This is a genomic window from Methanobrevibacter cuticularis (assembly GCF_001639285.1).
In the GTDB taxonomy this organism is placed as follows: domain Archaea; phylum Methanobacteriota; class Methanobacteria; order Methanobacteriales; family Methanobacteriaceae; genus Methanobaculum; species Methanobaculum cuticulare.
Genome location: NZ_LWMW01000147.1, coordinates 1 through 19,195, shown reverse-complemented (window position 1 = coordinate 19,195; position 19,195 = coordinate 1). Strand labels below are relative to the sequence as shown.

Sequence of the window (19,195 nt, the reverse complement as noted above, 5' to 3'; positions counted from 1 at the left end):
TTTAAAATATTAGAATTTTATTTAAAATTTAACTACTTAAAATATTTAATTTTACTAAATTAAGAATTAATATAGATTTATATTAGATTTAAACTCATAATGTTAAGAATAAACTTTTATAAAAAATAATTATTTTCCACTCACTAAGATTTTAAAAAAATTTAATAAAAATATTTTGCATTTAAAATCTTTAAATATCATATAAATATCTATATTATTTTATTTTTTAAAAATAATATTTATAAAATCTATAATTTCAATTATATTATAGTAATAGTGGTAATGTTTGTAAATTATTAATATTTTTATTTTTCTTAAAAATTGTTTAAATTGAATTTAAAGATAAAAAATTGAATATTATAATTTTATAAAATGATAAACTTTTCAATAATGACTATAATAAAAATTCTATTTAATCATGATACAAAATTAAAAAATAATTTCATTAATAATAATGATATTAACATCATTTTAAATAAAAAGAATGTTAATAAGCATTATTATTATGAAGACTAACTGAAAATATTATGATAGACTTAATTTTTCTCTTAGTTTTTTTATAGGTGGTGTATATCGTTTCAGTGTTAATGATAATGTAATCACTGTAACTGAACTTAACGCCATAGCTAATCCTGCAAATTCGGGTCTAAATATTATACCAAAGAAAGGATAAAGTAAACCAGCAGCTATTGGAATCAATATGATATTGTATGCGAATGCCCAGAAGATATTTTCCTTAATACGAGTCATTACCTTATTAGAAAATTGAATAGAAGCAACCACATTCTCTAAGTTTCCTTCCATTAGAACAACATCTCCACTTTCCATAGCTATATCTGTTCCACTTCCTAAAGCTATTCCAATGTCAGCTTGAGAGAGAGCTGGAGCATCATTAATTCCATCTCCAACAAATAGAACTTTTCCTTTTTTGTCAGTATTTTGAATTTCTACAACCTTTTCAAGTTTTTCATTGGGTAAAACTTCAGCAATATAATCATCTATACCTACAGAGTTAGCTACATTCTTAGCTGTTTTCTCATTATCCCCTGTTAACATGAGTGTAAATATTCCCATTCTTTTCAGCTGTTCAATAGTAGCTTTTGAATTAGGCCTCACTTTATCCATTAAAGTTATTATTCCTTTAATAGATTCATTATAAACTAAAAATATTGCAGTTTTACTTTGTTTAGTCAATTCATCATATTTTTCCAGGGCATTGAATGAAATATTAGTATCTTCACTCTCAAAAATTCCTTCTTCTTCTAAAAGAGCTTTATTTCCAACCAAAATATTTTTATTATTTATAGTCCCTTTTAATCCTTTTCCTGTGACATTTTCAAAATCACTAATTTTAATCAAATCTATGCTTAATTCCTCTGCCTTTCTAACAATAGCATTAGCTAATGGATGAGTAGAATTATTTTCTAAACTAGCTATCATCTGAATGAAATCATTTTCAGTCATACCAAATTGACTTTCTTCACTTATATCAGAGTCAGCATCTTCATCACTTTTAGTTTCTGTGTTATTTTTAATATCATCAAAAATAATCACATCTACCACTTCAGGATTACCCTCAGTTATTGTTCCTGTTTTATCAAAAATAGCTACATCTACATGTCCAGAAGTTTCTAAAGTCTCCCCATTTTTAATTAATATCCCATATTCGGCAGCTCGACCTATTCCAACTGTTACTGCTGTTGGAGTAGCCAATCCTAAAGCACATGGGCATGCTACAACCAAAACTGAAATCAATGTTGTAAGGGCAAATAGAAGTGTAGTTTTTTCAACAAAATACCAAAGCAAGAATGAAGCAATAGCTATTACTAATATTGTTGGAATGAAATATTTCACAACTGTATCTGCTAATTTTTGAACTGGAGGTCTAGATGATTGAGCTTTTTCAACCAAATCAATGATTTGAGATAATATTGTTTCCTTTCCAATGTGTATAGCTTTTATAACTAAGATCCCATCTTGATTTATAGTTCCAGCAAAAACTGATTTTCCTTTAAATTTTAGTTCAGCTATTGGCTCTCCTGTAATCATAGCTTCTTCAACATAGCTATTTCCATCAATCACTTCTCCATCTACAGGTATCTTATCCCCTGGCCTAACTAATAACAAATCATCAATAGCTATATCTTCAATTAAAATCTTTTTTTCCAAATAATTTTCATTATTTATATTTATAATCTTCTCTTTATTTTTATCAGTAGAATTATTAGTTTCATTATTTTTGTTGTTTTCAATAAGTAAAGTAGCTGACTTAGGTTGTAATCCAATTAATTGTTTTATAGAAGTTGATGTTTGGTTTTTTGCTCTTGTTTCTAAATATCTACCTAACATCAAAAATGATGCTAGCATAATAGCTGTCTCATAGAACATGAAGCTTGAATTTAGAATTATATTAAATGTTCCAAGTAAGCTTGATACAAAAGCTACTAATATTCCCATTGTATACATAACATCCATGTCTAAATGTTTGTGAACTATTGAATTGAATCCTGCTTTTATAATTGGATATGATACGTAAATAAATGGAATGATTGCTATTAGAAGAGAAATCTCAGACATTGAAAGATAAAAAAAGTGAAAATCATAATACATCACAAACATTAAAATCCCTGAAAAAACAAACCCCACAATTATTCTGTTTAGTTTATCTTTTAAATCCTTTTCATATCTCTTATCATCAGAATCTGAATCAGTTTGAGAATCGACTCCTAAATATTCAAATCCTGTATCTTCAATTGCTTTACCCATTTCATCATGACTTATTAACTTTTTATCATATGATACAAGAGCTTTTTGAGAAGTTAAATTAACAGTAGCTTCATCCACACCATTCAATTTATTTAATGCTTTTTCAATACTTGAAACACAATTAGCACAGTGCATGCCAGCTATTTTAAGAGTTATTTCATCTTTTGGAATAGAAAAACCTAAATCTTCAACAGTTTTATCAATATCTTTGATAGAAACAGAATCAGGATTATATTCAATTCTTGCTTTATTCGAATTTAGATCAACTTGTACTTTTGAAACTCCATCTAGTTTATTTAGAGAGTTTTCTATATTAATTGCACAAGAAGCACAGTGCATTCCATCGATAGGAACTTCAATTTCTTTTTTTTTATAATTAGACATTGTTAATCACATCTGAAGTGTCAACTAAATAGCTATTTTCTGGTCAAATATAAATCAAAGCTGCTGATTAGCCAATTAAACCATTTTTATATTAAAAATTCATGATATTTCTTTAAATAAAATAATACTACTTTAAATAAAATACTATTTCTTTAAATAAAATAATACTACTTCAAATTAAATACTATTTCTTTAAATAAAATAATACTACTTCAAATTAAATACTATTTCTTTAAATAAAATAATACTACTTCAAATTAAATACTATTTCTTTAAATAAAATAATACTACTTCAAATTAAATACTATTTCTTTAAATAAAATATCATACTAACTATTTTAATATTAACTATCCATGTTATTTTTAACCACTTTACCATTTTGCATTATAAATGAAATATTATCTGCAGAACCTAGTTTAGATATATCTTCAAGGGGATTTTTATCAGTTATCAACAAATCAGCCAATTTTCCAACTTCAATTGAACCCGTTTCCTTTTCGATTCCTAAACATTTAGCTGCATTACTTGTTCCTGCTCTTATCGCTTCAAGAGGAGTCATTCCCATATTAGTTAAATATGCAAGTTCTCCTAAATTTTCTCCATGAGGTACAACGCCACCATCAGTCCCCATGACCATATTTACTCCTTCTTCATATGCCATTTCTATGTTCTCTTTATGAACTTTAGCTACTTCTAAAGCCTTTGGTATTTTATCTTCAGGCAATTTATTTTCATTGGCTTGTTTTTTCTGAAAATTAATAACAGAGAAGGTTGGAACTAAAAAAGTCCCTTTTTTAGCCATTATTTTAGCTGTTGGTTTGTCCATGAAAGTTCCATGCTCAATAGAATGAACTCCAGCCTTTAATGAAGTTTTTATTCCACCTAAACCATGACAATGAGTAGCCACTTTTTTATTTCCAATACGTTTAGCTTCTGCAACTACTGTCTTTAATTCTTTAACATTAAATTGAGTATCTTCAGGAGCATCATTAGCGCTTATAACTCCACCAGTTGCCATTACTTTAACAAAATCTGCTTTAGCTCTTATGACCTCTCTTGTTTTAGACAATACTCCTTCAACACCATCACATACTGGATGAGGAAATCCAGGATATTGAACAACCATGTCATAACCAGAATTTAAATATAGATCAAAATGTCCACCTGTTATTGAAAGAGGAATTACACAAATTTGCAGTTTTGGGGCAGGGAATAATCCCCTTTCAACAGCCATTTTAACCCCAATATCAACTAGCCCGCAATCACGAGCTGTAGTTACACCTGCATTTAATGTATCTTTCATGTTCTTTGCAGCATTATAAAAGTAATAAGAAAGTGGATCATTCATTGTAGATTCATTTAAAAATCCATTAGTCATTAAATGAACATGTGTATCAATGAAACCTGGCAATAAAAAACCATCATTTCCATCAATTATTTTATCATAATTTGATTCATCCTTGGATAAATCACCTCCAATAGCTAAAATTTTTTTATTTCCAATAGATATTGATGTATTTTCAACTGGTTCATTAGCATTTCCATCTATTAAATTAATATTGGTGATTAAAATAGGTTTCATAATAACAACTCATTTTTTTAAAATCTCTTTTTTAAAATATTTCTTTATTATTAATCTTTAGATACTTAATATTTAGATAACTAATCTTCAAATACTTAATCTTCAGATAACTAATCTTCAAATACTTAATCTTCAGATAACTAATCTTCAAATACTTAATCTTCAGATAATTAATCTTCAGATACTTAATAGTTAGATAACTAATCTTCAAATACTTAATCTTCAGATATGACTTTAAAATAATTTAAATTAATAGGTAAATCTAATTTTTAAGAAAATTAAATTCAGGGTAAGGAAAGCTATATAACAATTGTTTATTTTCATATTTATAGTTACATACTTTCATTAATTTAGATTTCCAATTACAATGTAGCAATGAATTCCTTATTTATCATAGATTTTAATTTAGCTGTTGGATTTTTTCTCTCACAAGGAACACGAGTTTGACATAATCCACATCCTGAGCCTGATGATAAAATAGCTCCTCGTTTTTTAGCTATTTCTTGCCCTTTTTCCCCATATAATTTATCAAAACAAGGATATTTATCTATACCATTATCTGATAAAGCATTTATAGGGCATCGTCTAACACAAGCCCTACATTTTCCATTTATGAAATGTAAACAATTAGCTAAATGATGCTCAGCTGTTCTATCATCATTTTCTAGAACCAAATCTGTTACCACCGAAATCAGTCTATTACTAATACCTTTTTCAGTGATAAATGCCTGATTTAAGCTAAATGTACCTAAACCCACTGCATAAGCTATATGACGTTCAGACCAATTAGAACTTATTCCATTTTGAGAAGAGATAGTATTAAACCATTCAGAATAAGCTGGGGCTAATGCTTTATATCCTTCTTGATTTAACAGCTCAATTAAGTAATTTGCAACAGCCCGCTCATTTCCATAACTTCGAAGAAGAGTCCATTCTTTAGAGGGAATAGTTTTTTCTTTTCGATTAGTTTTAATTATATTTTCACCTATTGGTAGAGAAATACTTATTACAGAACCATTAATCAAGCTATTCTCACCAAATTCTTTTTCAAATACCTCTTTTGGAGTAAAATGAAAGTCTCCTATTATTGATTTGTAATCTTCAAAAATAGAATCATTAATTGAAGCTATTTTAACTAATGGGTCTTCAAATCCAGGCCCATCTGAAAAATCATGCTTGTTAAATTTATCCTCTAAAACAAATTCCTTTATTTTTTCTATCAAAAATTTTTTCATTTTTAAAATCCCTTAATATTTAATACTTAAATAACTTCTTAAAGAATTATTTTTAATAAATAATTATAATTACTTTGATTCCACTTTTCTAATGAAACTAACCACAAGATAAAATTCCTAAATAGACTCAACCTTACAAACTAAAATAACCAGAAGATAAAATTCCTAAATAGACTCAACTTTATTAAGTAATGTAGACAAAATTTCCAGATTTTCTTTTCCTAAATGAGTTTCTATATATTTTTGGGCATCAATCCAAGATCTAGTTCCTTTTTTATGAATTTTAATCCCTAATTCTGTTAATTTTAACTTTCTATTTCTTGCATTTTTTTTAGAGATATCCTCAACGAAACATTTATCTTCAAGTGGTTTTAGGTTTCTAACTACTGTGGTTCTATCCAATCTCATTTTTTTAGCTAAATCACTTACACTTATTGGTTCAAATAATTTTAAATGATTTAAAATGCTATATTGACTTACTGACAATCCAGTATCTTTAAGATAATTTCCATAAATTTCAGTTAAATTCTGTGATGCTCTCCTAATGTTTAAACAATGACAGGGTGAAGAATTGTTCATTTTTTTATATTTCATATTTAATTCCCCATTTTAAAGATAAAACTAAAATATACTCTTATAAGTAAATAAAATAATATCATAGATACAATAAAATATCATTTATTAAATAATAATTCGTGTATATACACGATTATATTTATTATAATTTTCATTATTTTTAAATGTTGTTATTATATTAAAAAATTATGATTATTATTAATATGAAAAAATAAAATAAACCTATTAATATATAGTAAATAATAAAACAACTTATTAAAATGTATAAATATTGTTTTTAATTATAAAGAGTTTTTTATTCTTATCTAAAATTAAAACTATTTAAAAAATAAAAAATAAGGAGAATAATAATCAAATCTCCTAAAAAATAATTATTTTCAAACAAATGAAATTATTATTATTATTATTATTTAGTTTCTTTTTTAGGTTTTTCTGTAGGCTTTGAATTTGATGGTTGCTAGTTTTTTGTATGCTAAGTTGGTTATGGTTACTTTTAGTGTGTTTGTTTTTTTGTTGAATGTGTATTTGATGTATTTACTTGCTTTTATTGCAATGAATTTGAATTTTTTGCTGAATGTTTTTATGTAGGTTTTTGAGCCTGTTTTTTTACCCAAATTTTTGTATTGTACTGTTCTGATGTAAACAATCTTCTTCTTTGTTGTTGTTTTACTTATCTCATTTTTATAAACCACTATATCACTAGTTTCAGGAACAGGAGTTGGTGTAGGAGTTGGAGTTGGAGTAGGTGTTGTTTCATTAACAGTTGCATTTGCAGTATTGTTAGATCCTTCGATTGTGAAGTTTCCAGTGTCATTAGTAATGTTGTATTGTTCTAAATCAGCACGTATGTTGTATGTTCCTTTATTTGGTGCAGTATAAGTAAATATTGCAATACCGTTTTCATCAGTAACAGCAGAACCAATTAGCTCATCATTAGCATAGAAATTGATTGTTACATCACTAAGTCCTTTACCAGTATGTCTGTTTGTAGCTACTACAATGATAGTTACTTTATCTTTAGAAACACTAATAGATAACACAAGATCAGATTGATAATAAATCCTACCACCAATAGTAGTATTACCATTATCAACGAGATTATCAACAATATTATTACTACCTAAATCAGCATTACCATTATTAACCAAATCACCAATAGAATTATTTTCACCACTAGTAGACAAATCACCATTATTAGTAACATTACCTAATACATTGTTATCGCCAACAGTAGTATTACCATCATTAATAAGATTATCAACAGCATTATTACTGCCCAAATCAGCATTACCATTATTAACCAAATCACCAATAATATTATTCTCACCACCAGTAGACAAATCACCATTATTAGTAACATTACCTAATACATTGTTATCGCCAACAGTAGTATTACCATCATTAATAAGATTATCAACAGCATTATTACTGCCCAAATCAGCATTACCATTATTAACCAAATCACCAATAATATTATTCTCACCACCAGTAGACAAATCACCATTATTAGTGGCATTATCTATTACATTGTTATTGCCGATAGTAGCGTTACCATTGTTGTAAATTCCTCCACCATTAGATGCATTATTACCAGTAATATTAGTATTATTAATAGTAGAAGTACTGTTACCTATAGTATCGATACCACCGCCTCTACCAGATGCACTATTATTAATAAATGTACAATTATCTATATTGGAGTCAGAGTTAGACATATGAATTCCTCCACCACTTCCTCCTGCACTATTATTAATAAATATAGAACCAGTTATATTTGAAGGAGTAGGAGCACTATTAATATTGACTGCTCCAGAATCTCTTAAAGCAGTATTATCAATAAATGTACAATTAGCAATATTAAAATTACCATGACGTATAGTAGTAATTGCCCCACCATATGTTGCGTTATTACCAATGAAAGTACAGTTGATAATACTAGAATTTTCATTATCTATAATGTATATTGCTCCACCATCACGAGTTGCATTATTGCCTAGAAAAGTAGAATTAAATACATAACAATTACCATTATTTACATTTATTGCTCCACCATCATATCCTATATTATCTTTGAAAGTACAATTGATGACTGTAATACTACTATCAGTTGCCATTATTGCTCTACTAATTGAATCTGTAAATGTAATATTTATAAAAGTAGCATTAATGCCATTTACTGCGAATATTCTAAATTGTTTTTGTGCACTGATAATTACACTATCTGTTGAACCGTTTCCTCGTATTGTGATGTTTTTGCTTATTGTTAGATTAATGTCTTGATTGGTTTTGTTATAGGTTCCAGGTTGTAAGAATAAAGTGTCTCCAACACCAGTATTAGTTATACCTTGTGCAATTCCACCTGTACTAGTGTCATTAATGTTTTGATCAGCTGCGAAACTAGCTTGTAAACTAACTATTACAAATAATGCAAGTGTTACTAGTAAGAGCATCTGAACAGATGTTTTTTTAAATTTGTTCATAATATTTTTCACCTCTTTTTTTGAACATTAAATTATTACTTTTTTTATGTTGAGTCGTGTTTTTTCTTAATTAATGTTCATATGATTGCCAGCTATTAATTAAAAGACTAAAAATATTTAATAATTATGCTAAAGTTATTGTTTCGATACATGAAAAAACTTGTTAGTTCATAAAAGAACAGTTAGTATATTATTAAACTATTAATCTTTAATCACTGGACAATTATAGTTATAGTAATTACCCATATATAAAGATATCAATTCTACAAACTCCATTACCCATTTACGAACAAATAAGAACTTAGATACAATTCCATAAACTGCCCCCCCCCCCCCTTAAAGTTTTAAGAACTTAAAACCATTATAACAAAAATTAAACACAAAAAATTATCATACTCATAAAAATAAGCTATTTAAACCATCCCATAATTTTCCACACATTTTCTCATTTAAGGAATATCATGAAAAAAATTGAAAAAAATGAATTATAATCCTATGATTTATCTTATTTTTCTCCTTGTTTTATCCAAAACTTACTAGATAACATCCCAAGTAGAATAATAACATCTACACAATTTTTCAAGAAAGATTTCTAAGAAAACTTCATAACCTTTAATGAAAATGATCAAAAAGCATTAATAATCACATACAGAAAAATTAATAACAGAACGAAGCTAAAAAAAGAGAATATTGCCAAAAAACAAGAAAAAGATATGGGAAAAATTCACAAACTCCAAAAAGATCATTAAAGCTAATTCCAGACCTAAACATTGAAAAAAATACGAACAAAGGCACTTATCTAAATACATGTGAAAATAAGTATTTTTTATTCGAATATTCCTTAAGAATCACGATAGAATCTTTTAAAAAAATTAAGCGATTATTTCGTAGTAAAAAAAGTTCTATAATCAATTAGTAAGAGAATACACCAGTTAAAACAATTAAAACTACACTAAAGAACAGACCCATTTCAAGTGCATAAACAAATAGAATAATGGATAATAGCATTCAATTCATGGAATAGCTAAGGAAAGGAAAACTAGAGTAATTTATTAAAGAATAGCTATTTGTCCATTATCTGCATCTACTTTTACTTCAATTCCATTGATTAATTTATCATAAGATGATGGAGAGTCAACCATAGGGATGTCAGACATAATAGCTCCAGTAGCTATTATTGGTTCTGCATTTAAGCAGATAATAGCTTTTGGTGCAACATTATTCTTTTTCATTTGAAAAATAACATAGGAACCAACAGTGGATCCTTTTCCACCTGGTATGAACAATATCTTATCATTGATGAATTTACCTTTAAGTTCATGATTTGGATCAATTATTTCTCCTGTTTTTGGATTTACTCCACCTAAAAAACTGATTGACTCTTTAGATGTGATTAATTCCCCAATAGCTATTCCTTTTGAAATTGTTCTACATTCAATACACATAATATCCCTTTTAATACACAGACAGATTAATATATAATTAGTTTTACTGGATTTATTAAAATAATTTTAAATTCTTTAAACAACATCATTTTTCATTATTTCTCGAAGAACAGCTGTTGCATAAGAGCCTTTAGTAATTGAAAATTCTGTTAATATTCCTTTATCTGTAGCTATTGCACTAGCATCCCAAATTTTAAATCTTGTAGCTCTTCTAAGCCCATGACTACCTAAATTAGGTGACTTAGGGCATTCAAATTTCTCTAATTTTAATCCTTCATCTTTTAAAATTTCTTCTTCCATTTTTCCAACTTGGGCTGTGGCCAAAGGAACTTTTGTACCATATAATGGAGAAGTTGGATTGGCTTCAAATTGAGTTATCATATTTTGTAGCTCTTCTGGAGATTTATTATGGAGAAGATGCTCTTCTTTATCAATTACAATATCTCCATCTACATATTTATCTATACCCATAGCTATTCTGTTACTAACAGCCTTATTAAATAGATAAGATTGATAAGCATGTACAAACATTCTTTGCAGTGGTTTTGGAAGAGAATAAATAGCTTTTAAATAAGATCTATCATCCAGCTCTCTTTTTTTTCCCTCTTTAACCAACTCTTTAAGCATCATTCTTTCATAACGCATCCCTGTTGGCATAAATTCCAAAGATTTTTCAATTTCTCCACTATCATATAAAGATCTAGCTATTTTAACCTCTTCTGGCTCATTTGGATAAGGATTTCCAATGTATAATCTTACAGCTTCTTTTAAATCATTTGCAACTAATGCTTTTCCAACGAGATGAGTGTTGGTTCTTGGTTTTCCAAATCTTTGCCATCCAAAGTAATTAGGAACTCCTGTTTTTTCTAAAGTTTCAAAGGCTCTATTAGCTATTTCTGTAGCTGATTGGATATTTTCACTATCAATGTCTGTTATCAGAATTTTAAACTTATTTCCAATAAGTTGACCCATTCTTAGCTTTTTTTGACCTCTAATTATCTTCAAAAACTTTGTGTTATAAATTTTACCATTTAAATCCTCAATCTCTTTTAATTGTTCTTCTGAATCTATATTACTAATACAAATCCATTGTTGAGTGATTGCTTTTTTATCTTTCATTCCAGCAAAGCCCATACGCTTTCTACTGATATGAAGATCTCTTGAAATATCTAGAAGAACATCGAGTGTTGTTCTACCAAGTTTTTCAATCCAAATCCAGACATTTGGCCCTTCACCAGATGGAGTTACCTCAGGAATTTCCTCTACATAGAAATCTTCATAACGATTCCTTATAGATCCTCCAATTCCATCTTCATTTGTAATATATGTTTCTGCATTAAGCATGATAAAACTTTTATCCTTATTTATTATTCTTATTTAGAATATCTACAACTAATATTCTGTTATTCAAAGCAATATATTTTTAAATTTTATCCTTATTTATTATTCTTATTTAGAATATCTACAACTAATATTCTGTTATTCAAAGCAATATATTTTTAAAAATAAATTATGCACAATATAATAACTATAATCGTGCCAAATATTAATATAGAATCTTAAAAGGTAAACAATGCCCTGACCGGGACTTGAACCCGGGGAATAGGATCCGCAATCCTACGTGTTATCCAACTACACTATCAGGGCAAATATACAATTCATAAAAATTTGATTGCTTATAAATATCAAATCAAAATAATAGATTAAAATATGATTTTGAATTATCTTATTTAAAAAAGTTTCTATGATAGTTCTACAAAAAAGTATTATATCTTATTACTATCTTTATATTAGAATTTTTTAGTATTTAATCTTATATAACGAAATTGAAATGAATTATTTTATTATGAAGAATAAGTATGAGTGAAAAAAATAGGAATAAGATTTGAATAAAATATGAATAAGATATGAATAAATAAAAAATAGGAATAAATAAGATAATAAAAAATTATTAACAATATAAGAGTAAAAATACTTAAAAAATAAAAAGTGTGAAGCTATAATTTCCAATAGTACGCTTTGCTGAGGTAATATTTGAAGCTGTGTTTATATCACCTTTTAATGCAATAACTGAATCGTTTAAAATGTTAGTTTCAGTGAGTAAATAGTTATCATTAGGTAGCGTTTCATTTAAAAATTTTTCTGAAACAATATTTATTTTATCATTAACCTCAAAAGAGTTATTATTATTTTCAATGATATAAATTATATTATCTAAAATAGAATAGCTATTTTCATCCATTTTCAAAGCCATTATTTCCAAAACATCATTGCTTGTTTTAAAATCACTCATTTCATAAGATACACTGGGATAATAAAAATTTATAACTGAGTTAAATGACAACAAAGCTATAAAAACTATAAAAATAGCTAATATTCCATCAAAAATAGAAAAAAATCCCTGTTTATCCTTAAAAACATTATTATTCATATAACAACCCTACAAACTATCCAAATTAAAAACATCATTATTCATATAACAACCCTACAAACTATCAAATTAAAAACATTATTATTCATATAACCATCTTATAAATTATTAAAATTTAAATCACGTGTATTAAAATTAAATAGATTAATTATCCTTAATATATTTTACAACCTTATCTTTTTTAGCTATTGAATTAATAGCTGCTTTTTGAACTTTTTCTTTCATAATATCAAAGTCTTCGGGGGTTGTATCACCTACAAGCTTTTTAATTTTAGTATAAGCAGCTTCTCTAAATAATGGTTCAAGTATTTCTTCTTCACCATTTGATTTAATCATTCTTGGGATTCCTGTATCATCAACTGTCCCAATTTCAGCTATTTTAACACCTACTGATTCAATTGAATTTATTATTTTTTTAGCTACATCTTTAGGAGCTATTAACATCAAAGAATCTATTGAAACACCAAGTGGATCAATATCAAGAGTTTCTAACATGTTCAAAACTTTCGGACTTACCATTTCTTTGATTTTTTCATGATAGAATTTTAAACCTAAACCTGTTGTAGTTGAAATTTCATGAGCATCACCACGAAGCCCTCCATTGGTAACATCAGTCATTGCATGGATATCTTTAACTAAATCATCTTTAATCAATGCATTGGAGGCTTTTATGAAATTAATATCCATAGTTTCCCAAACAACATCAAAAAAACCATTATAAATAGCTGTTGTTGTAATTGTTCCTCCTCCAGAACCTTCTGTTAAGAGAATTACATCACCACTTTCAGCACGTTTTCTAGCAGTAGGGGGGTATTGAGATACACCAATAGACCCTACAGCACTAACTAATCTATCTCCAAGTACCATATCTCCACCAACTCTCAAAGTACTTCCTGCTACAATAGGAACATCAATAAGTTCTGAAACTGCAGCCACTCCTGCAGTGAAGTCAAATAGCTTTCCAACATCACCATCATCGGCTAAATGAAGATCACTTATAATAGCTACTGGATCTGCACCCATGACACAGACATCTCTAAGAGAAGCTCTTGCTACATGAAAACCGCCTAAAAAAGGATATTCACTTAGACGAGAATGTATCCCATCAACAGCAGTAGTTATATAAATATCTTCAGTATTAGATCTAGCTTTAACAACCCCTCCATCATCTTGAGCAGTGGGATTTATAAGTGAATCTGCTTTTGCACTAGCTACTATTTCAGCTATTTTTCTATGAACAAAAAAGTCTCCAGCACCACGAGAACCAACTCCCATTTCACCCATAGCTATATCTGCTTTTGGAATATCGATAATGTCTTTTAAAAACTCATCATTTCCTTCATTGATTTTTAATGTATTATTGACTTCTTCAGTCACACTTTGAGCCATTGCAGATGCTGATTCATAGCTAATATCCTTATATTCCATTATTCTCTTAGCTAAAATTTCCTCAAGAACTTTTTGATTACTTCCATTAGCTATTTTGTTTCTTGTAAACCCTTCAATATCCATTTTTACACCTAATGATAAATAATTGTGATTTAATAATCATATGATGAAAATGTTAAACTTGAGAATACTTATATTTTGCGTTTATAAACTTATAATAAAAATATAAAAAAGAAAAATTGTTCTTTCTATGAAATAAATAAAGCAATTATTATAAGAAGAGCCTTTAGCTATTTCTAAATAATATATCTAAAAATTAAAAAGACTATAGTACAAAACTGATTTTTTGACAAACATTCAATTTTTTAAATTTTAATTAAAATGAATATTTTTTAAAATTTAATTAAAAGGAATATTTTCTAAAATAAAAAGTTAAAATTTATTAAATTTTATAATATTCTATAAATATATAATTATATTGATAAATAATTATAATAATTTAAAAGATAAATGAAAAGAATATTGTATCTAAAAAATTATGATAAAATTTTGCCAAAAATTTGGTACTCTACTATAAAACTATAGTCAAGCACGAAATTTTTGGCAATAAATTATATTTTTTTATTTATCCTACTATGGCTTTATTTTCAGCAAAAAAAAATAGAATAATCTTATTGGATATTTATTTATTATTAGTTATTGTATTGTTTTAGGCCTTTATTTTTTTTATCTAAAATTCATTATTTCTTCTTTTTTATAAATAAAAAGTAGAACAACGAAGATGGTGAGGGCTATTACAGGTAGTAATACATCAGTTAAAAAATCATATCCAACGAATTTAAATATTCCGGGAATAGCTGAAAAAGGACCACTAGATGAACCTAGTATCCCTATAGAGAGATTGTTAATAAAGTGAATTCCCATGGAAAATTCAAGACCATTATATAAAAATGTAAATATACTGAAAATTAAACCCATTAAAAAAGTTCCACTGACATTTAAAATAATCAAAACTATATCTGAGCCACCATTTTGAAAATGTGGAAGTGCAAATAAAAGAGAACCAATCAAAATCGCGACCAGAGGGTTTTTAAAGATTAATTTTAAGCCTTGATTCAAGTAACCTCTAAAAAAATATTCTTCAAAGCTTGATTGGATAAATAATGATATAGCAAGAATTGGTAAGATACTAAACACAGCATAAATATTATAATTAGGATTAAAAACATAATTATCTGGAGAAATCGCCATTGAAACTCCAATTAAAACTATCATGTAAATCAACCAAATAAAGCAGCCTTTCAAAAATATTTTCCAACGTATTTTCTTTAAAAATGAGAATTTGGAATTTTCATTTGTTTTTACAGTATTTATCAGTGATATGAAACTTTTTTTATGAATAAACTTAATAGATAAAGCTAAAAAAATTGTTTGTATTGAAAAAATTATTAATATATTAATTATGCCACTAAGTCCTGGTTGTTTATTTAATTCAAAAATTATATCCAAAATCATTGAAATACCAACACCTACAGCTGATCCAACCAAATAAGATAGTATAATTGTTACAATGTATCTCCAAAGATTATTTTTTCCATATTTTCCATTTTCTAAGTAATTGCTCATAATCACCAAATCCCCCATAATTTTAATATTTTAGAAAAATTCTTGTATTTTTGTATATAAAATACTAATTTATTTTTTACTTCTCCCATTCTAGCCATGTATTCTTCCTTAATAATAGCTATACTTTTCCCACCAATACCTATGTTTTTATTTGGCAACTCCTTTATAGCAACCATGAAAGAGTCTTGGGGAATATTCATTATTTTAGATGATATATCAGTAAGCTTTGATATGAGTTCTTCTTTTTGAGCGATTGTTAATTGACCACTTTCTACTGTAATATAAGGCATTTCATTTTCTCCTTTCAATTGTTTCATCCCATCTTTTAACAAATTTCAATTTTATTCGCTAAAAAATTGGATTTCTTCATCAAATTCATTTTTCCCAATACTAAAAATATTTTCAATTCTTGTATTTTTGTATATAAAATACTAATTTTTTACTTCTATTTTATGTTCTTCTATTTCTTCTTTTGTTAGTTCCCTAATTAGATGATTTTCATTATTGAATCCATTTTTCTCAATACTAAAAATATTTTCAATAGTACTGAAGTCGACACTGTGGATGTATAATGATTCTTTAATAATTTTATTGCTTTCATCTCTTTTTAGTTTGAAAATCCCATAAACTTTATCTCCCATTTTTATGAACATCTCCTTTTATTATATAATTATATACAACTATCAAAATAATAATTAAAATAAATAATATGAGAGAATTGAAAAAATTAAGTTATTCTCCCCTATTTTAAATTTTTTTGGGTTTTTTTAGCTTTTATATTAGCTAAATGTTTTTTTATGTGATTCTTTTGTAGAATTTTATTTTGATTTTGGCTATTTTTGCATGTGCGAGGTTTTTTACACTGGTTTTTAGGATTTTTTTGGTTTTGTTGTAGTTTGTTTTTATGTTGCTTGTTTTGCTGATTTTGCTTAGTGTGAAACCTTTTAAAGATTTCTGGAATAGTTTAGAACCTGTTAAAATACCGTAATTTTTAATATAATAGGTTTTATAATAGACTCTGTATCTTTTTCCATGATATTTTACAGTTTTAGCACTTACTTTGATGAGGTAGATTTTTATACTTGTTTTTGTGATTGATATGGTGTTGGATTTTGCACTGGAAGAGTCATAGATGATATTTTCGGTGTTTAGTCCGTTGTATGTTGCGTTTGCGTAGTATTTTCCTGCTTTAGTTGCTGTGTATGTGTACTGTGCAATTCCTTGACTATTTGTTCTAAGATTTACAGTTTTACCTGCGATAGTTAAACTGAGATTCTGGTTAGCTAGTATGTTTCCTTGGTTGTCTTTGAGTGTGATTTTGTAAGTTATTTTATTGCCGTTTCTTGTTGAGGTTATTGTTATTGTTGTGTTTTTGTTAGCTGGTTTGATTAGGTAAGTTCCATTTGTGGTGGTTTTGTTGTAGTTGTTGTTTTCAAAGATAGCTTCTACAGTTACATTTCCTGCATTATTGTTGGGTAATGTTAAGTTCCATAGGCCATTAACGACGTTTACATCGTAAGAAGTGCCATTAACAATGATTGTGATGGTATAGTTGCCATTTACCAAGTTACCATTAGCATCAGTAATAGTTCCACTGATTGTGGAGTTTCCTCCGTAAGTAGCATTATTTGGTAAGTTAATGTTTATAGTTGCATTAGCTTTTGTAACATTAAAATCAATGTTTAAATCAGAATTTTCATAGTTACTATCTCCTGAATAAGTGACTGTTATAGTATTTAAGCCAACAATAGTATTAGGTATTGTTAAACTCCATAAACCATCAATAACAGTTACATTGTAATCTACACCATTAACTGTTACTGTGATGTTGTATGTTCCGTTTATTAGGTTACCATTAGCATCAGCGATATTACCAGCAATAGTGGAGTTTTCACCATAAACAGCATCACTAGGTAAATCAACATTAACTATAGTTCCTGATTTACTGACAATAAAATTCACATTATCATCAGATTCTGTGTAATTGCTGCTTTCTTTAAATAATATAGTATATGTGTATTCATCTACATCTAAACCAGGGATATTCACTCTACCTATGCCATTAGTGAATGTTACATTGTAAGTTATGTTGTTTATTATTACTTCATAAATTCCATCTAAGATAGCTGTGCCATTAGGTGTAGTAGCATTAATCACCACAGTAACATCATCACCATAGGTAACATCATCAGCTGTAACATCTAAGTTTACATTATCTTTAAAACTAGTACTAAGATTAGTACTTGCAGGATTATAATCATCTGTACTTGCAAAGCTTATTGATAAGTTTTGATTTCCAAGCAGACCATAATCATAGTCATTAAATATTCCAGTTCCATTAACAAATGTAACATTCTTCTTTTGACCATTAATAGTAACTTCGAATGTGATAGGTGATAAACCACCAATATTCGGATTAATATGTAAAGTTATATCAGCTACACTATTATTCACAATAGTTAATTGATCAACAGTAATATTAGTAATATTACCTTTACTAATACTTCCAGTTAGTGTGAAGATACCACTACCAATGATAGTGCCGTTTAAATTTTTAAAGACAACATTCGGATCAGCAATAGTTTGAATTGGTACTTCAATTATACCATTATTGCTTAAACCAAACTCTTTGAAAAAGGTACCATTCCAATAAACACCATTCAAAGAAGGTAACAAATCAGAACCAGAACTATCACTAGTACCATTTAAATACACTGTGTAGTTGAATCTTAATAAATCACCAACAGCATAATTACCACTTAAATCAGTCGTATTAGTAATATTAAGCACATAGTAGTTATTCACAACAACATTACCCAAACTTGGAAGGCCATTAAAACCCCAATAATTATAATCAGCATCAACAACAGCAGAAGAAGCACTGGCCTTATGAATAGTACTCGTGGACTGATTTAAAAATGCATTATAATTCACAACAACACTAACATTACCATTAGTACCATTAGTTACAAAAATTCCTCCACCACTAGTTGCAGTATTATTTACAAAACTAGAACTAGCAATATCGACAATAACAGAACCATTATCACCACTATTTACAAAAATTCCTCCAACCAGTAGGTGCAGTGTTATTTACAAAACTAGAGCTAGCAATATCGACAATAACAGCACCATTGATACCAGTAGTTACATAAATTCCTCCACCACTAGTTGCAGTATTATTTACAAAACTAGAACTAACAATATCGACAATAACAGCACCATTAATACCAGTAGTTACAAAAATTCCTCCACCACTAGTTGCAGTATTATTTACAAA

The 19,195-nt window shown here is 27.6% G+C and carries 13 protein-coding genes, 1 tRNA gene and 1 pseudogene; all 15 read right to left on the bottom strand.

What is annotated here, in order from left to right; genetic code table 11:
- Positions 1–525 precede the first annotated feature (525 nt).
- Positions 526–3,150 carry a heavy metal translocating P-type ATPase gene (locus MBCUT_RS09460; RefSeq protein WP_067260433.1) on the bottom strand — a complete coding sequence of 875 codons (2,625 nt, stop codon included), beginning with the start codon at positions 3,148–3,150 and terminating at the stop codon, positions 526–528.
- Positions 3,151–3,494: 344 nt separating this feature from the next.
- Positions 3,495–4,733 (bottom strand): metal-dependent hydrolase family protein, encoded by a 1,239-nt coding sequence (locus tag MBCUT_RS09455; RefSeq protein WP_067260432.1) that lies wholly within the window; start codon positions 4,731–4,733, stop codon positions 3,495–3,497.
- A gap of 362 nt (positions 4,734–5,095) precedes the next feature.
- Positions 5,096–5,968 carry a hypothetical protein gene (locus MBCUT_RS09450; RefSeq protein WP_067260431.1) on the bottom strand — a complete coding sequence of 291 codons (873 nt, stop codon included), beginning with the start codon at positions 5,966–5,968 and terminating at the stop codon, positions 5,096–5,098.
- Between the two features lie 165 nt (positions 5,969–6,133).
- Positions 6,134–6,562 carry a MarR family winged helix-turn-helix transcriptional regulator gene (locus MBCUT_RS09445; protein WP_084270802.1) on the bottom strand — a complete coding sequence of 143 codons (429 nt, stop codon included), beginning with the start codon at positions 6,560–6,562 and terminating at the stop codon, positions 6,134–6,136.
- Positions 6,563–6,966: 404 nt separating this feature from the next.
- Positions 6,967–9,024, bottom strand: coding sequence for a beta strand repeat-containing protein (locus tag MBCUT_RS09440; RefSeq protein ID WP_067260430.1), 2,058 nt, complete (start codon positions 9,022–9,024; stop codon positions 6,967–6,969).
- Between the two features lie 1,052 nt (positions 9,025–10,076).
- Positions 10,077–10,469 carry a DUF126 domain-containing protein gene (locus MBCUT_RS09435; protein WP_067260429.1) on the bottom strand — a complete coding sequence of 131 codons (393 nt, stop codon included), beginning with the start codon at positions 10,467–10,469 and terminating at the stop codon, positions 10,077–10,079.
- A 75-nt stretch (positions 10,470–10,544) separates the two neighbouring features.
- Positions 10,545–11,813 carry a tRNA pseudouridine(13) synthase TruD gene (truD, locus tag MBCUT_RS09430; protein WP_067260428.1) on the bottom strand — a complete coding sequence of 423 codons (1,269 nt, stop codon included), beginning with the start codon at positions 11,811–11,813 and terminating at the stop codon, positions 10,545–10,547.
- A 230-nt stretch (positions 11,814–12,043) separates the two neighbouring features.
- Positions 12,044–12,116, bottom strand: a tRNA-Arg gene (locus MBCUT_RS09425).
- A gap of 328 nt (positions 12,117–12,444) precedes the next feature.
- Complete coding sequence (locus tag MBCUT_RS09420) at positions 12,445–12,900, bottom strand: hypothetical protein (RefSeq protein ID WP_067260427.1); 456 nt, start codon at positions 12,898–12,900, stop codon at positions 12,445–12,447.
- A gap of 144 nt (positions 12,901–13,044) precedes the next feature.
- On the bottom strand, positions 13,045–14,412 hold the full coding sequence (locus tag MBCUT_RS09415; protein WP_067260426.1) for an AIR synthase-related protein: 1,368 nt from the start codon (positions 14,410–14,412) through the stop codon (positions 13,045–13,047).
- Between the two features lie 603 nt (positions 14,413–15,015).
- Entirely contained in the window at positions 15,016–15,915 is a 900-nt protein-coding gene (locus MBCUT_RS09410) for a CPBP family intramembrane glutamic endopeptidase (RefSeq protein WP_067260425.1), read from the bottom strand.
- 2 nt (positions 15,916–15,917) lie between these two features.
- Positions 15,918–16,232 carry a 4-oxalocrotonate tautomerase DmpI gene (gene dmpI / locus MBCUT_RS09405; protein ID WP_211263803.1) on the bottom strand — a complete coding sequence of 105 codons (315 nt, stop codon included), beginning with the start codon at positions 16,230–16,232 and terminating at the stop codon, positions 15,918–15,920.
- Between the two features lie 114 nt (positions 16,233–16,346).
- Positions 16,347–16,568, bottom strand: coding sequence for a hypothetical protein (locus tag MBCUT_RS09400; protein ID WP_157082567.1), 222 nt, complete (start codon positions 16,566–16,568; stop codon positions 16,347–16,349).
- Positions 16,569–16,710: 142 nt separating this feature from the next.
- Positions 16,711–18,849, bottom strand: a complete 2,139-nt coding sequence (locus MBCUT_RS09395) for an Ig-like domain repeat protein (protein ID WP_067260422.1) — start codon at positions 18,847–18,849, stop codon at positions 16,711–16,713.
- A 118-nt stretch (positions 18,850–18,967) separates the two neighbouring features.
- Positions 18,968–19,195: pseudogene (locus MBCUT_RS09390) on the bottom strand (hypothetical protein); the annotation flags it as partial.

Bases quoted from the DNA above. Each gene is read 5' to 3' on its own strand.
- MBCUT_RS09420 (WP_067260427.1), bottom strand. From the start codon at position 12,900: ATGAATAATAATGTTTTTAAGGATAAACAGGGATTTTTTTCTATTTTT.
- MBCUT_RS09440 (WP_067260430.1), bottom strand. From the start codon at position 9,024: ATGAACAAATTTAAAAAAACATCTGTTCAGATGCTCTTACTAGTAACA.
- MBCUT_RS09415 (WP_067260426.1), bottom strand. From the start codon at position 14,412: ATGGATATTGAAGGGTTTACAAGAAACAAAATAGCTAATGGAAGTAAT.
- MBCUT_RS09460 (WP_067260433.1), bottom strand. From the start codon at position 3,150: ATGTCTAATTATAAAAAAAAAGAAATTGAAGTTCCTATCGATGGAATG.
- MBCUT_RS09455 (WP_067260432.1), bottom strand. From the start codon at position 4,733: ATGAAACCTATTTTAATCACCAATATTAATTTAATAGATGGAAATGCT.
- MBCUT_RS09410 (WP_067260425.1), bottom strand. From the start codon at position 15,915: ATGAGCAATTACTTAGAAAATGGAAAATATGGAAAAAATAATCTTTGG.
- truD (WP_067260428.1), bottom strand. From the start codon at position 11,813: ATGCTTAATGCAGAAACATATATTACAAATGAAGATGGAATTGGAGGA.
- MBCUT_RS09450 (WP_067260431.1), bottom strand. From the start codon at position 5,968: ATGAAAAAATTTTTGATAGAAAAAATAAAGGAATTTGTTTTAGAGGAT.
- MBCUT_RS09435 (WP_067260429.1), bottom strand. From the start codon at position 10,469: ATGTGTATTGAATGTAGAACAATTTCAAAAGGAATAGCTATTGGGGAA.
- MBCUT_RS09445 (WP_084270802.1), bottom strand. From the start codon at position 6,562: ATGAAATATAAAAAAATGAACAATTCTTCACCCTGTCATTGTTTAAAC.
- dmpI (WP_211263803.1), bottom strand. From the start codon at position 16,232: ATGAAACAATTGAAAGGAGAAAATGAAATGCCTTATATTACAGTAGAA.
- MBCUT_RS09400 (WP_157082567.1), bottom strand. From the start codon at position 16,568: ATGTTCATAAAAATGGGAGATAAAGTTTATGGGATTTTCAAACTAAAA.